Here is a 14,536-nt window from a genome sequence, read left to right as displayed (position 1 = left end):
CACACATGGATAGCAGGACGAAACGGCGGCTGTCGGCCGCCGAACTGGACGCCCTCGTGCTGGACGCGCTGGGTGTCGGGATGGTCTCCTCCGAGGAATTACCCGACGGCTTCGCCAACGCCGTCTGGCGGCTCGGCCTGGAGGACGGCCGGGACGTGGTGCTCAAGGTCGGCCCGCCGCCCGACCTGAAACTGCTCAGCTACGAGCGGGACCTGCTGCGCACCGAGGCGATGGTCTACGACCTGGCCTCCGGCACCGGCGTGCCGCTGCCGGCGCTGCTGCACGCGGGCTTCGACGACCCCCTGATCGGCGGCGACTACCTGATCCTGGCCGCCCTGGACGGGGTGCCGTGGAACCGGGCCACCCTGGAGCCGGCCCAGGACCGCGAGATCCGTTTCGAGGTCGGCCGCCACCTGGCCGCGCTGCACGCGATCCCGGGCTCCGGCGTGTACGGCTACCCGTACGCGGGCCTCACCGGCGGCACCTGGCGGGAGGCGTTCCTGGTGATGACGGGGGCGCTGCTGGACGACGCCGTGCACTACGCCACGCCGCTGCCCGCGTCGATCCTGGAGATCGCCCAGCTGTTCCACACCAACGCCGCCGCGCTGGACGAGATCGTCGCCCCCGCCCTGGTGCACTTCGACATCTGGCCGGGCAACGTCTTCCTCAAGGACGGCAGGGTCGAGGCGCTGATCGACCACGAGCGGGCGTTCTGGGGCGACCCAATCGCCGACTTCATCACCCCGACGATCTTCGGCGAGATCGAGGCGGACGACCCGATGCTGGCCGGGTACCACCACGGCGGTGGCGGCCGTGGCCTGTTCACCCACACGACCGAGGTCAGGGTGGCGCTCTACCGGGCCTACCTGTATTTGATCCTGCTGGTGGAGGACGGCCCCCGGCAGTATCCGGAGGCCGCCTACGCGCGGATCAGGGGCCTGGCCACCGACAGCCTGACCCGCGCCCTGGAGGTGCTCAGGCGAGCTTCGTGAGCAGGATCGGCGTGGTGGTCGGCCGCGCGGAGCCGCCCGCGGGCTCGACGGTCACGCCGAACCGCTCGGTCTCGCCGGGCACCGGCAGCGTGGCCGTCCGGACCCCGCCGCCGTCCATCAGCCCGGCGGACTTGATCCCGCCAGGCCCGATCAGCCACATCTGGTAGGTCTCGCCGGCGGGCAGCGCGGGCAGGTCGGAGGCGAACATCAGCTTCCCCTGGGCGGCGGACACGACGATGGTCGCCTGCCCGCCCCGGGTCAGCGGCACCCGCCGGACCACGGCGTCCGGGGCGGCCAGCAGGCTCCGCGTCTCGGTCAGGGTGCGTTCCCGCTGCTGCACGGCGTTGACCGCCACCACCCCCACCGCCACCGACGCCGCGATGGACGCCGCCGCGATCCCGGCGGCCCAGCGTGAGCGCCGGCGCGGCGCCGGCGGGACCACGTTCTCCGTCCGCACCGGTCTCGGCGCCTCCTGCCGGACCTGGGCGATCTCCGCCATCACCCGCCGCTTCAGCGCGGGCGAGGGCCGCTCGGCCACCCCCACGGCCAGCCGCGCCGCGGTCTCCCGCAGCCCGCGCACCTCGTCCGCGCACGCCTCGCAGCGCGCCAGATGCTCCTCGAACAACCCCTGATCCCGGTACGGCAGTGCGTTCAGCGCGTACGCCCCCGAGAGGGTGTGGAGGTCCTCGTTCATCGGTCCACCCCCATGCAGTCGCGCAGTCGAACCAGGCCGTCGCGCATCCGTGTCTTCACCGTGCCGAGCGGCACCTTGAGCAGCCCGGCCACCTCCGGGTAGCTGTATCCCCCGTAGTAGGCCATGGTGACCGCCTGGCGTTGCAGGTCGGTCAGGCCGTCGAGGCAGCGGCGCACCCGTTCGCCCTCCAGCCGGTTGGTCACCGCCTCGGCGACCTGATCGTAGGCGACATCGTTGTCCAGCCGGGCGGCGCGTTCCTCCCGGTCGGTGGCGGCCTGCGCCGACCTGACCCGGTCGACCGCGCGGCGGTGCGCCATGGTCAGCACCCAGGACAGGGCGCTGCCCCGGCCCGGGTCGAACCGGGCGGCGGTGCGCCACACCTCGACCAGGACTTCCTGGGCCACCTCCTCGGCCTGGGCCACGTCCCGCAGGACCCGGCGGATCAGGCCGAAGACGGGACCGCTGACGCGGTCGTAGAACCGCTCGAAAGCCGCCTCATCGCCGCGCGCGACCTCGCCCAGGAGCTCTTCGAGCCCGGGGCCACGTCCCGTCGCGAGCACGGACACCACGTCGTTCACAGTGGGCTATTCGCCCCCGTGGCCCGCGCGGATTGCCGGGTTGCCGGGATTTTTCACGGGTAGGCGCTTCACAGGGGGCGGATCTGGTGACACCGTATTTCAAGGGGTGATGAATTATGCCGGACACCACATGTGTGATCGCGGGCGGCGGGCCCGCCGGGGCGATGCTGGCGCTGCTGCTGGCGCGGGCCGGGATCGACGTGACGCTGCTGGAGAAGCACGCGGACTTCCTGCGGGACTTCCGGGGTGACACCATCCATCCGTCCACGCTGCAGGTGCTGGACGAGCTGGGGCTGATGGGCGAGTTCGAGAAGCTGCCCTACTACGCGCTGCCGTACCTGGCGGTGGACGCCGGGGACGGGCGGGTGCCGCTGGCCGACTTCCGCGGGCTGCCGGGCAAGTACCGGAAGATCGCGATGGTGCCGCAGTGGGAGTTCCTGAACATGATCACCACGGCTGCGTCGCGGCTGCCCGGTTTCAAGCTGGTGATGCGGGCCGAAGCGTACGACGTGATCAGGGACGGCGACGCCGTACGCGGCGTGAAGTACCGGGAGGACGGGCGGGAGCGGGAGATCCGGGCGGCGCTCACCGTCGCGGCCGACGGGCGCAAGTCGGACCTGCGGCGGGCGGTCGGGTTCGAGCCTCGGGAGCTGGGCGCGCCGATGGACGTGCTCTGGTTCCGGCAGGACCGGCACGACGGCGACCCGGAGGAGATGTTCCTGCGGCCCGGCGCCGGGGTCGCCATGGTGGCGATCAACCGGGGCGACTACTGGCAGCTGGCCTATCTGATCCCGAAGAGCTCCTACGCGGAGTTCAAGGCGCGCGGGGTGGCGCGGTTCCGGGCCGACGTCCAGCGCCTGCTCCCGTTCGTCCGGCCGGACGAACTCACCTTCGACGACGTGAGCATGCTCACCGTGCAGGTCAACCGGCTGCGGAAGTGGCATCTGCCGGGGCTGCTGGTGATCGGGGACGCCGCGCACGCGATGTCGCCGGTCGGCGGCGTCGGCATCAACCTGGCCGTGCAGGACGCGGTCGCGGCGGCCAACATCCTGGCCGGGCCGATGGCCAGGGCCGAGCGGCGCCGGCGGCCGGTGCTCGACCCGGTGCCGGAGTCGCTGCTGGCCCGGGTGCAGCGGCGGCGGATGTACCCGACGGTGGCCACCCAGTTCCTCCAGCTGCGGATCCAGAACCAGGTCATCGCCAAGGTCCTCGGCGACCCTGAGTTCGTCCAGGACCTCGGCGAAGCGGCGCGGGCGGTCCCGGCTCCGCTCAAGCGGCTGGCCGGACGGGTGATCGGCCTGGGCTTCCTGCCGGAGCACGTCCGGTCTCACCAAGTGGACAGCCGGGCCGTGACGGTGGACACGTTGCAATAACCTGGTATGTCGTGAGCGCACTCAACCTCGACACATGGCGTGACCTGCCCGCCGCCCAGCAGCCCGAATGGCCCGACCGGGGCGCGTTGGACCGGGTGGTGTCCGAGCTCAAGGGCCTGCCGCCGCTGGTATTCGCCGGCGAGTGCGACCAGCTCAAGGCGCAGCTGGCCGCGGTCGCCCGGGGCGAGGCCTTCGTGCTGCAGGGCGGCGACTGCGCCGAGACCTTCGCCGGGGCCACCGCCGACAACGTCCGGAACAAGCTGAAGACGCTGCTCCAGATGGCGATCGTGCTCACCTACGCGGGGCGGGTGCCGGTGGTCAAGATCGGCCGGCTGGCCGGGCAGTTCGCCAAGCCGCGCTCCAAGAACACCGAGACCCGGCAGGGCGTGGAGCTGCCCGCCTACCGGGGCGACATGGTGAACGGCTTCGACTTCACCCCCGAGTCCCGGGTGCCCGACCCGGGCCGGCTGCTGCGCGCCTACCACTCCTCGGCGGTGACGCTCAACCTGGCCCGCGCCTTCACCAAGGGCGGGTACGCCGACCTGCGCCAGGTGCACGCCTGGAACCAGGACTTCGTGGCCGGTTCCCCGGCCGGGCAGCGGTACGAGCAGCTGGCCAGGGAGATCGACCACGCGCTCGCGTTCATGCGGGCCTGCGGGGCCGAGCCGGAGGAATTCCACACCGTTGAGTTCTACTCCTCGCACGAGGCGCTGATCCTGGACTACGACCACGCGCTGACCCGGATCGACTCGCGCACCGGGCTGCCGTACGACGTGTCCGCGCACATGGTGTGGATCGGCGAGCGCACCCGGCAGCTGGACGGCGCGCACGTCGAGTTCTTCAGCCGGATCCGCAACCCGATCGGGGTGAAGCTGGGCCCGGCCACGACGCCGGAGGAGGCGCTCACCCTGGTCGAGAAGCTCAACCCGGAGAACGAGCCGGGGCGGCTCACCTTCATCACCCGGATGGGCGCGGGCAAGGTCCGCGAAGCGCTGCCGATGCTGGTGGAGAAGGTCACCGCGAGCGGCGCCACGGTGGCCTGGGTGTGCGACCCGATGCACGGCAACACCTTCGAGGCGGCCGGCGGCTACAAGTCCCGGCGGCTGGACGACGTGCTCGACGAGGTGGCGGGCTTCTTCGAGGTGCACCGCGCGCTGGGCACCCATCCGGGCGGCATCCACATCGAGTTCACCGGCGACGACGTGACCGAGTGCGTCGGCGGCGGCCACCCGATCGTGGAGGGCGATCTGGCGCTCCGCTACGAGACCGCGTGCGATCCCCGGCTCAACCGCGGGCAGTCTCTGGACCTGGCGTTCCGGGTCGCCGAGCTGTACCGCGCCGAGTAATGATTTTTCCAGAATTAACCGTATGATCGTCACTCCGCAGCAATGGGAGAGACGATGAGCCAGCCGCCGCCGCCCGGCGTCGATCCGAACACGCCGAACGTGGCGCGTATGTACGACTACTACCTCGGGGGCAAGGACAACTTCGCCGCCGACCGGGCCGCGGCCGAGCAGATGACCAGTCTGTTCCCCGACGTCCGGGCGGCGGCGCTGGAGAACCGGGCGTTCCTGGCCAGGACCGTGCGCTGCCTGGTGGAGGCCGGCATCCGGCAGATCGTGGACATCGGCTCCGGCCTGCCCACCCAGGGCAACGTGCACGAGATCGCGCACCGCGTCGCCCCCGACTGCAAGGTGGTGTACGTCGACTACGACCCGGTCGTGGTCGTGCACGGCCAGGCCCTGCTCAGCCGGGGCGAGAACGTGGAAGTGGTCCAGGGGGACTTCCGCCGGACCGACGAGCTGCTGGCCGCCGTGCGCCAGGAGATCGACTTCGACCGGCCGGTGGCGTTCCTGCTCTTCGCGGTCCTGCACTTCGTCCACGAGGCGGACAAGCCGTACGACATCGTGGCCCAGCTGCGGGACGCGAGCGCGCCCGGCAGCTACCTGGCGATCAGCCACGCCACCGACGCGCTGCCGAAGGTGAGCGCCGAGGCGCTGGAGATCTACAAGAAGGCCACGGCGGCGCTGGCCCTGCGCAGCCACGACCAGATCCTGCCGTTCTTCGACGGCTACGAACTGCTCGACCCCGGCCTGGTCGCGGCCCGCGACTGGCGCCCCGACGAGGACGCCTGGCTACCCGACACACACGCCTCGGTGGGCTTCGGCGGCGTCGGCCGCAAACTCTGAGCCTTACTCGGCGGCGGCCACGGACTCCGAGCCTTTCGGCGGCGGCGGCCGCCAAACTCCGAGCCTTTTCGGCCGCAAGCTCCGAGCTTGAGGACAGGGCCCCCGCCCCGGGGGCCCTGTCCCGCTTCTGCTAGCTCGGCTTCAACTCCGAGCTGATCTCGGCGCGGATCGCGTCCATGTCCAGCGCCCGCAACTGCACGATCAGATCGTCGAGCGCCGCCCCCGGCAGGGCTCCCGGCTGGGAGAACACCACGATGCCGTCCCGGACCGCCATGATGGTGGGGATGGCGGTGATGTTGAAGCCCTGCGCCAGCGCGGGCTGAGCCTCAGTATCGATCTTGCCGAACGTGATGTCGGCATTCTGCTCGGACGCCTTCTCGAAGATCGGCGCGAACGTCCGGCACGGGCCGCACCACGCCGCCCAGAAGTCGAGCAAGACGATCCCGCTGTCCGCGATCTCGTCGAAGTTCTTCTCGGTTACCTCGATCGTCGCCACACACGACTCCCTTCTTCAAGGGACACAACCATGTGCCCGTGCCCAGCATTCCAGGGGTTGGCACGTCAGACTCCAAGCGAGACCCACCCCTACAACGAGGAGAGGCCGATGCTTCCCGGTTGCGGCTCCTGCCAGTGCAGCGACGAGATCCTGTCCACCCTCAAACCCCCACGAATCACCCAGCTGGGCTAAGCCAGAGCGATGGGCGTCCCCTGGGTGACCGGGGACGCCCATCAGTGGGTATGCCTTTGGTATGAGGTCTCTCCTGTCCTGGAGTACGTGCGCCACGAGCGCCGACTGCGTAGGGGTGGCGCGGCAGCCGTACGGGCGCTGTCTGCATCACCTGGAAGCCGACGAGCTGGAGGCGTGTCTCCAGGGTTTCTCTCCCGGGCAGGCGGTGGACCTGCGCGGCACCGTGATCACCGGTGAGCTGCTCGACGCCATTCTGTCCGCCACGGGTCACGCCATCGGCCGGGCCAGGTTCGACGGGGCCAGGTTCCTTTCCCCGGCCCGCTTCGGCGACGCCGTCTTCACCAGCGACGCGTCCTTCGACGGCGCCCGCTTCGACGGTCTCGCCTCGTTCTTCGGCACCGGCTTCAACGGCAACGCCAGCTTCCACGGGGTGCGCTTCGCCCGCGAGTTCTCGCTGCACGGCTGCCGGGTGCGCGGTCACCTGTCGCTGGATGAGGCGGTGGTCACCAACGACGCGCTGTTCGGTGAGGCGTGCCTGGGGTCGGCCTCGTTCCGGGGCGCCGAGTTCCACGGGTTCGCCTCCTTCGACCGGACCCGGTTCCACGGGGACGCGACCTTTCGCGGGGCGCGGTTCTGGCGGGCGGTGTCGTTCCGGCGGACCGGGTTCGACGGCTCGTCGGGGTTCGAGTCGGTGCGGTTCGTCGGGAAGGCGTTCCTGGCGCCGTCGGTGGTGGCGCGGCGGCTGGTGCTGACCGAGGCGCGGGCGCAGGGCGCGGTGGAGATCGACGTGACCGGGTGCCCGGTGGTGCTGGACGGGGCACGGGTGCTGGGGCGGCTGGTGGTCCGGCTCGGGGACGTGGATCTGGACCTGCGCGGGCTGGTCAGCCGGGGCGCCTCCAGCGTGACCCGGCGCGGCGGGGAGATCCGGGTGGTGTCGGTGGACCGGCTGGACGCCGAGGAGCTGACCATCGACGGCGCCGACCTGAGCGGCTGCCACCTGCCGGGGGTGGTCGGCCCGGAGCGGCTGAGCCTGCGCGACTGCGTGTTCGCCAGCACCCCGCGCGGCCGTCACCAGCTGCGGCTCAGCTGGCCGCCGCAGTGGCCACCGCGATGGTCGGCACGGTTGTCGGCACAGTGGGCCGCACGGCGGTCGTCACGGTTGTCGACACCGTGGTCGGCACCGTGGCCGCCGCGGTGGCCGTGGCGGCGGGCGAAGACGGCCAAGCCCCGGTTACGGGTGATCAAGTTCACCTGGTTCGCGCTGGTGGCGGTGGTCACCGTGGCCGCGCTGGTGCTGTCGGCCGCGCCGCAGCCGAGCGGTCGCCGCCCCATCGGGCACCGGCCCACCTCCGCGCCGGTCGCCACCCAGCACGGCGGGCTGCACGGATGAGAAGGATGTCCCCGAGGCGGGGTCAGGGTTCCCCCTGATGCCGCCCGCGGGCGGGAGCGCGTAGCCTGACAGGCGACCATGGAGACCTTCACTTCGGCAATCGCCACCGAGACCGTCGACGGGTATGTCGCGCGGCTGGGCCGTACGCTGCACGGGCCCGGCCGGTTGAAGCGGGACCTGCTCGCGGAGGCCCGCGACAGCCTGCTCGACGCCGCCGAGGCCCACCGGGCCGGCGGGCTCGGCCGGGACCGCGCCGAGCGGCTCGCGATCGAGGAGTTCGGGCCGGTCGAGGTGGTCGCGCCCGGCTACCAGGAGGAGCTGGCCGCCGGGCAGGGCCGCAGAACGGCGGCGTTCCTGTTCGTCACCGTGCCGTTGACCGCGCTCATGTGGTCGGTGATCTGGCAGATCTTCCCGGCGGCGGAGACGGCGGTGAAGCCCGGCTGGTTCGGCGTGGTCGCGGTCACGGTCGACTACATGCAGCTGGTCACCGGCCTGCTGAGCGGCCTGGTGCTGTACGGGCTGCGCCGGGGTCGCCGGCCCCGGGTGCTGACCCGGTCGCTGGGGTTCCTGGTGCTGGGGCAGATGCCGGTGATGGGGGTGCTCTGCGCGGCCCTGATCTGGGGGTCGCAGAACGCGGCGAACGCGGCCGCGTATCCGCCGGGAGCGGTGGCGACGTTCCTCAGCCTGGGGCTGTGGGGGTGGCAGCTGTGGTGCGCGGGCCGCTGCCTGGCCGTCAGCGCGAAGGGTCCGGCCGGGACGGGTCCAGCACGCTACTGATCACGGTGGTGAAGGAGGTCCACGCGGACCGCTCCCCCGCCAGTTCAGCGCGGCCCGCGCCGGTCAGCCGGTAGGTGCGGCGTTTGCGCCCGCCGACGGTGGCCCACTCGCTGGCCAGGTAGCCGGCGCGTTCTAACCGGCGCAGCGCGGGATAGATCGTCCCGGTGGGCAGGTCGAGCGCGCCGCCGCTCCGTTCGCGGAGCGCTTCGATGATCGCGTAGCCGTGCCGCGGCTCGTGTTCGAGCACCGAGAGAAGCAGTGCGTCCAGATGCCCGCGGAGTGCGTCGGCGTTCACGCGACTACCTTATCCGGGTTCCTCATGTAGCCAGTCTACATGTAGGCTCTCTATATGTAGCCAGACATAAGGAGCCTGATGGACGTTCTTGACCTGGCCCGGCTGCAGTTCGCCGTAACGGGAAGCCTGCACTTCCTGTTCGTGGCGCTGACGCTCGGCCTGGCCCCCCTCGTCGCGATTATGAACACCCGCTACGTGCTCGGCGGTAATCCGGAACATGAGCGGATGACCCGGTTCTGGGGTCAGATCTATGTCACCAACTACGCGCTCGGCATCGTCACCGGCCTGGTGATGGAGTTCCAGTTCGGACTGAGCTGGAGCGGCCTCACCCACTACGCCGGCGACGTGTTCGGCGCGCCGATGGCCATCGAGACGCTGGTCGCGTTCTTCCTGGAGTCGACCTTCCTGGGTCTGTGGATCTTCGGGTGGCACCGGCTGCCGAAGTGGCTCCATCTGGCCTGCATCTGGCTGGTGGCGCTGACGGCGTACGCGTCGGCGTTCTGGATCATGGTGGCCAACTCGTTCCTGCAGAATCCGGCGGGGGCGACCGTGCGGGGCGACCGGCTGGCGCTCACCGATTTCGGGGCGCTGCTCAGCAACCCGACCCTGGTGATGGCGCTGCCGCACGTGCTGGCCGCCGGGTTGCTGACCGCCGGGTGTGTGCTGATGTCGGCAGGGGCGTACCAGTTGTTCCGGCGGACCGCCGAGCGGGCGTTCTTCACCACGTCGCTGCGGATCGGCGCGGTCACCGCCTTCGTGGGGGCATTCCTCACGGTCGGCTTCGGATACGCCCAGTTCGGGACCGTCAGGTCGGTGCAGCCGGACAAGTGGTCCGCCAACTCGCTCGCCGGAGCCGGGCTCGGCACCATGCAGACGATCGGCGAACTCCTGCTCCTGATCACCTTCCTGCTGCTGGTCACGATCAAGTGGCTCCCGCGCCGGCGCTGGGCGCAGACGGTGATCATGCTGATCACGCCGTTCCCGTTCCTGGCCCTGATCCTCGGCTGGATCGCCCGCGAGGAGGGCCGCCAGCCCTGGCTCGTCTACGGCAAGCTCACCGTCGCCGACGCGCTCACCCCCGGGCTCACCCAGGGGCGGATCACGCTGTCGTTCGTCGCCTTCGCCGGGGTGCTCGGCCTGCTCGCGGTCGTCGACTACCTGCTGATCGCCCGGCTGATCCGGCGCGGCCCCGCCCTGATCGCGCTGGGCGAGCAGCCGGCTCCCCAGCCCGTCCTGACTTTCTGAAGGAGCGTGTGATGGAGATCCTCTGGTTCGGGATCCTGGCCGTGCTGCTGGCCGGCTACTTCGCCCTGGAGGGCTTCGACATCGGGGTCGGGCTGCTGCTGCCCTTCACCGCGGAGCGCGACCGGGCGGTCGGCGCGATCGCGCCGTTCGTGCTGGCCAACGAGGTGTGGCTGGTCGGCATCGCCGGTGTCCTGTTCGGGGCGTTCCCAATGCTGGAAGGGGAAGTGCTGAGCGGGCTCTACCCGGTCGTGGTGGGGCTGCTGGTGTCGTGGATCGTGCGGGACGCCGGGCTGTGGTTCCGGCGCAGGCTGGACGGCGAGGGCTGGCGCTCGTTCTGGACGGCGGCGGTGGCGGCGGGGTCGCTGGGGCTGGCGTTGTCCTGGGGCGGGGTGATCGCGGGGATCACGGGGGCTCCCGCGCTGCTCGGCGTCGGGTACGGGGTCGTGGTGGCGGTGGCGTTCGCCTTCCACGGGTGGGCGTTCCTGGCGTGGCGGCTGCCCGGAGAGGCGGCGGCGCAGGGGGCGGCCAGAACCGGCCGGGCGCTGGCGCTGTCGGCCGCGGTGGCCGCCGCGCCGATCGTGGTGCCGCTGGTCGCGCTGGCCTCCGAGGTGCTCGACCGGGCCGCCCCGTCGGAGACCCTGTCGGTGCTGAGCCTTATGGTGTTGCCAGTCGTGCCCCTCATGGCGGCCGCGCAGATCTGGGTCTGGCGGGTGTTCCGGAGGGGCGCCGTCCCGACCTTCTTCTAACACGGGGGGATCGTGCACCGGGATCTGATGCGGTCGCTGCCGCGGCGGCACCTGGCCGTCTGCCTGGGCGCCGCGATCGTGGCCGGGCTGCTGGTGCTGGTGCAGGCGGAACTGCTGGCCGGGGTGCTGTCCGGCCGGTTCACGGTGGCGGCGCTGCTGCCGCTGGCGCTGGTGTTCGGGCTGCGCGGGGCGCTCGGCTGGGTGCAGTGCGTCGCGGCCGGGCGGACCGCGAGCGGGGTGAAGTCGCTGCTGCGGCATCGGCTGCTGGCCCGGTTCCAGGAGTTCAGCCCGGCCGAGCACCGGTCCGGTGAGCTGGTCACGCTGACCGGGCGGGGTCTGGACGCGCTGGATCCCTATCTGACCGGGTATCTGCCGTCGGTGGCGGTGGCCGCCGTGGTGCCCGTGGCGGTGCTGATCCGACTGTTCGTCGCGGACCTGGCGACCGCGATCATCGTGCTGCTGACGCTGCCGCTGATCCCGATCTTCGGGGCGCTGGTCGGGATGACCACCAAGGCCGTGACCGAGCGGCAGTGGCGGGCGCTGGCGCGGCTGGGCGGGCACTTCCTGGACGTGGTGCGCGGGCTGCCGACGCTGCGCGCCTTCGGGCGGGCCCGCTACCAGGCGTCGGTGATCCGCGAGGTGGCCGGCCGGCACCGGTCGGCGACCATGCGCACGCTGCGGGTGGCGTTCCTGTCCTCGCTGGTGCTCGAACTGGTGGCGTCGTTGTCGCTGGCGCTGGTCGCGGTGCCGGTGGGGTTGCGGCTGCTGTCGGGTTCGCTGGATCTGAGCACGGCGCTGCTGGTGTTGCTGCTGGCGCCGGAGGCATACCTGCCGTTGCGGGCGATGGGGACCAGGTTCCATGCCGCTATGGAGGGCGTCACCGCCGCCGATCAGGCGTTCGCGCTGCTGGGCGAGGACGTGCCGGAACGTTCCGGGCGGCTGACGGCTCCCGGCGGGGTGCCGGAGATCCGGCTGGAGTCGGTGACCGTGCGGTATCCCGGGCGGGAGGACGCGGCGCTGACCGAGGTGTCCCTGGTCATCGGGGCGGGTGAGCGGGTGGCGCTGGTCGGCGAGAGCGGGGCGGGCAAGAGCACCCTGCTCCACCTGCTGCTCGGCTTCGTCACGCCGTCCGCGGGCCGGGTCCTGATCGGCGGCGTCGACCTGGCCGAACTCGACCTGGACGCCTGGCGCCGCCGCCTCGCCTTCGTGCCCCAGCGCCCCCACCTGTTCGCCGCCTCGGTCGCCGACAACATCCGGCTCGGCTCCCCCGCCGCCCCCGCCCAGGTCCGTACGGCTGCCGCCGAAGCCCAGGCCGCCGAATTCGTCGAAGCGCTCCCCGACGGCTACGACACCGTCCTCGGCGAACGCGGCGCGAACCTCTCCGCCGGGCAGCGCCAGCGCGTCGCCCTGGCCCGCGCCTTCTGCCGCCCCGACGCCGAAGTCCTCCTCCTGGACGAGCCGACCGCCCGCCTCGACGGCCGCAGCGAATCCGCCGTCCTCGACTCCACCCGCCGCCTCGCCGAGGGCCGCACAGCCGTGATCGTGGCCCACCGCCCAGCGATGATCGACCTGGCCGACCGGGTGATCCGGCTGACGGGCGGCACCATCGTGGAAGACCACGTCAGGCCGGTGGGAGGAACCCGATGAACACCCTGATCCCACCCGCAACCTCGCGGAACATGGGCCGGCCCACCCTCGCGAGCACCATGGCATCGCCCGTAACCGGCCTGCGCCCGGCCTCGCACGGAGGAGCCCGATGAGCACTTTGATCCCGCCCGGCATGACGCGACGGCTGGTAGTGGCCGCGCTGGCGGGTTCCGCTGCTGATCTGGCCGGGCTTGGGTTGATCGCGTCGGCGGCGTGGATGATTACGCGGGCCGCTGAGCAGCCGCCGCTGGCGGCGTTGTCTGTGGCGATTGTGGGGGTTCGGGCCTTTGCGACCAGTCGTGGGGTTTTCCGGTATTCCGAGAGGCTGGCCGGGCATGATGTCGCGTTGCGGGCGCAGGCCGCGACGCGGGAGCGGCTTTATGAGGCGTTGATTCCGTCGGGGCCGCTCAGTCATCGGGGTGCCGATCTGCTGAGTCGTATGGTCGATGACACCGACGCGGTTCAGGACCTGCTGGTGCGGTGTCTGCTGCCGGCGGTCGCCGCGCTGGTGACGGGGGCGGCGGCTGTCGTGATCGCGCTGTTCCTGCTGCCCGCGGCGGCGTTCGCGTTGCTCGCGGGACTGGTCGTGGCCGGGGTGCTGCTGCCGCTGGGCACGGCCGCGGCCTCCCGCCGCTGGTCGGCCAGGCTGGCTCCGGCGCGCGCCGATCTGGCGGCTCGGGTCGCCGACCTGGTTCACGGTTCCGCCGATCTCGCCGCGTACGGGGCGAAGGGCGAGGCATTGGCCGCCGGGATGGCCGCGGACGATCAGCTGGCCGCGCTCGAACGCCGCCAGGCTCGGGTGAGCGCGACCGCGATGCTGACCGGTGTGCTCGCGCAGGGCCTGACCGTTGTCGCGATCGTGTGGATCTGTGAGTTGAGCGGGACCGGGCCGGTGGCGACGGCGGTTCTGGCGCTGATGTCCTTGGTCGCGTTCGAACCGGTCCTCCCCCTCGCCGGCGCCGGCGAACGCTTGACCGGTGTGCTCGCCGCCCTGCGTCGCCTCGCCGATCTGCGTACGGTTCCCCCCGCCGTCACCGAACCGGCCAAGCCCGCCCAGGTCCCCGACGGACCGCTCACCATCGCGGTCACCGGCCTGGTGGTCCGGCACGGTACCCGGCCACCCGCCCTGGACGGCGTCAGCTTCACTCTCGCGCCCGGACACCGTGTGGCCGTGGTCGGCCCGAGCGGAGCCGGGAAGAGCACCCTTCTCTCCGCATTGATGCGCACAGTCGACTACGAATCCGGAAATATCACCATCAACGGCGTCGAGGCCCGCGACCTCGCCTCCGACGACGTCCGCCGCCTGATGACCGGCCTCACCCAGGACCCCTACGTCTTCCAGGCCTCCTTCAAGGACAACCTCCGCCTGGCCGGCCCCGAAGCCTCCGACGCCGACCTCGCGAACGCCGTGCGCTCCGCCCACCTGGACCAATGGGCCGACCGGACCGGCTGGGACACCCCCCTCGGCGAGGACGGCCGCACCCTCTCCGGCGGCCAGCTACAACGCCTCGCCCTGGCCCGGGCCCTCCTCTTCGACCCGCCCGTCCTCCTCCTCGACGAACCCGCCGAAGCCCTCGACGAACGCACCGCCGACTCCCTGATGACCGACCTCCTCGACGCCACCCACGGCCGGACCACCCTCCTCATCACGCACCGCCTCCGTGGCCTCGAAGCCGTCGACGAGATCCTCGTCCTCGAAGACGGCCACATCACCCAGCGCGGCACCCACGAAGCCCTCGTCTCCACGAACGGCTACTACCGCACCCTCTGGCAGGCGGAAGCAATGCTGCACTCCTGACCAGAACGTCCCTTGCGAACCTGCCAGCAGGGCGACGATGGCGGCCAGGGTGGCGACCAGCCAGGGAGTCGCCTCTTCGTCCGTGCCATGGGTGCGCACGACATAGGCGATAACAACTCCTAAC

The 14,536-nt window shown here is 71.5% G+C and carries 14 protein-coding genes; 10 read left to right on the top strand and 4 right to left on the bottom strand.

Annotated features, from left to right (window positions below):
* Window positions 1-5 precede the first annotated feature (5 nt).
* A complete protein-coding gene (locus tag Acor_RS17900; protein ID WP_155337810.1) occupies window positions 6-992 on the top strand; it encodes a phosphotransferase family protein in 987 nt (328 codons plus the stop codon).
* Here Acor_RS17900 and Acor_RS17895 read toward each other — a convergent pair.
* Window positions 976-1,686 (bottom strand): anti-sigma factor, encoded by a 711-nt coding sequence (locus Acor_RS17895; protein ID WP_155337809.1) that lies wholly within the window; start codon window positions 1,684-1,686, stop codon window positions 976-978. The genes Acor_RS17900 and Acor_RS17895 overlap by 17 nt on opposite strands.
* On the bottom strand, window positions 1,683-2,255 hold the full coding sequence (locus tag Acor_RS17890; RefSeq protein ID WP_344191477.1) for a sigma-70 family RNA polymerase sigma factor: 573 nt from the start codon (window positions 2,253-2,255) through the stop codon (window positions 1,683-1,685). The genes Acor_RS17895 and Acor_RS17890 overlap by 4 nt, the downstream gene beginning before the upstream one ends.
* 125 nt (window positions 2,256-2,380) lie before the next feature.
* Here Acor_RS17890 and Acor_RS17885 point away from each other — a divergent pair, with 125 nt between their 5' ends.
* Genes Acor_RS17885 through Acor_RS17875 form a run of 3 tightly spaced genes read left to right on the top strand, consistent with a single transcriptional unit; the run spans window position 2,381 to window position 5,826 of the window.
* Entirely contained in the window at window positions 2,381-3,637 is a 1,257-nt protein-coding gene (locus Acor_RS17885) for an FAD-dependent oxidoreductase (RefSeq protein ID WP_155337808.1), read from the top strand.
* An 11-nt stretch (window positions 3,638-3,648) separates the two neighbouring features.
* On the top strand, window positions 3,649-4,983 hold the full coding sequence (locus Acor_RS17880; RefSeq protein ID WP_218034346.1) for a class II 3-deoxy-7-phosphoheptulonate synthase: 1,335 nt from the start codon (window positions 3,649-3,651) through the stop codon (window positions 4,981-4,983).
* 54 nt (window positions 4,984-5,037) lie between these two features.
* A complete protein-coding gene (locus Acor_RS17875) occupies window positions 5,038-5,826 on the top strand; it encodes an SAM-dependent methyltransferase (protein WP_155337806.1) in 789 nt (262 codons plus the stop codon).
* Between the two features lie 130 nt (window positions 5,827-5,956).
* Here Acor_RS17875 and trxA read toward each other — a convergent pair whose 3' ends face one another.
* Window positions 5,957-6,322, bottom strand: a complete 366-nt coding sequence (gene trxA, locus Acor_RS17870; protein WP_155337805.1) for a thioredoxin — start codon at window positions 6,320-6,322, stop codon at window positions 5,957-5,959.
* 253 nt (window positions 6,323-6,575) lie between these two features.
* On the opposite strand from trxA, the gene Acor_RS17865 reads away from it, so the two are divergent.
* Both Acor_RS17865 and Acor_RS17860 read left to right on the top strand, forming a co-directional pair.
* Window positions 6,576-7,904, top strand: a complete 1,329-nt coding sequence (locus Acor_RS17865) for a pentapeptide repeat-containing protein (RefSeq protein WP_155337804.1) — start codon at window positions 6,576-6,578, stop codon at window positions 7,902-7,904.
* Window positions 7,905-7,982: 78 nt separating this feature from the next.
* Window positions 7,983-8,681, top strand: coding sequence for a permease prefix domain 1-containing protein (locus Acor_RS17860; RefSeq protein WP_155337803.1), 699 nt, complete (start codon window positions 7,983-7,985; stop codon window positions 8,679-8,681).
* On the opposite strand, the gene Acor_RS17855 is transcribed toward Acor_RS17860, so the two are convergent.
* Window positions 8,638-8,976, bottom strand: coding sequence for a PadR family transcriptional regulator (locus Acor_RS17855; protein WP_155337802.1), 339 nt, complete (start codon window positions 8,974-8,976; stop codon window positions 8,638-8,640). The two genes, Acor_RS17860 and Acor_RS17855, sit on opposite strands and share 44 nt — an antisense overlap.
* Window positions 8,977-9,054: 78 nt before the next feature.
* On the opposite strand from Acor_RS17855, the gene Acor_RS17850 reads away from it, so the two are divergent.
* The 4 genes from Acor_RS17850 to cydC all read left to right on the top strand — a co-directional run bounded on the left by Acor_RS17850 (window position 9,055) and on the right by cydC (window position 14,412).
* Window positions 9,055-10,221, top strand: coding sequence for a cytochrome ubiquinol oxidase subunit I (locus tag Acor_RS17850; RefSeq protein WP_155337801.1), 1,167 nt, complete (start codon window positions 9,055-9,057; stop codon window positions 10,219-10,221).
* Between the two features lie 11 nt (window positions 10,222-10,232).
* Window positions 10,233-10,967, top strand: a complete 735-nt coding sequence (locus tag Acor_RS17845) for a cytochrome d ubiquinol oxidase subunit II (protein ID WP_155337800.1) — start codon at window positions 10,233-10,235, stop codon at window positions 10,965-10,967.
* A 12-nt stretch (window positions 10,968-10,979) separates the two neighbouring features.
* A complete protein-coding gene (gene cydD / locus Acor_RS17840; RefSeq protein WP_246238712.1) occupies window positions 10,980-12,614 on the top strand; it encodes a thiol reductant ABC exporter subunit CydD in 1,635 nt (544 codons plus the stop codon).
* A 109-nt stretch (window positions 12,615-12,723) separates the two neighbouring features.
* Window positions 12,724-14,412: a thiol reductant ABC exporter subunit CydC gene (gene cydC, locus Acor_RS17835; RefSeq protein ID WP_246238711.1), complete on the top strand. Its 1,689-nt coding sequence runs from the start codon at window positions 12,724-12,726 to the stop codon at window positions 14,410-14,412.
* Window positions 14,413-14,536 lie beyond the last annotated feature (124 nt).

Origin of the sequence: Acrocarpospora corrugata, from assembly GCF_009687845.1 — a bacterium.
Taxonomy (GTDB): domain Bacteria; phylum Actinomycetota; class Actinomycetes; order Streptosporangiales; family Streptosporangiaceae; genus Acrocarpospora; species Acrocarpospora corrugata.
This window is presented reverse-complemented; position numbering and strand designations above follow the sequence as displayed.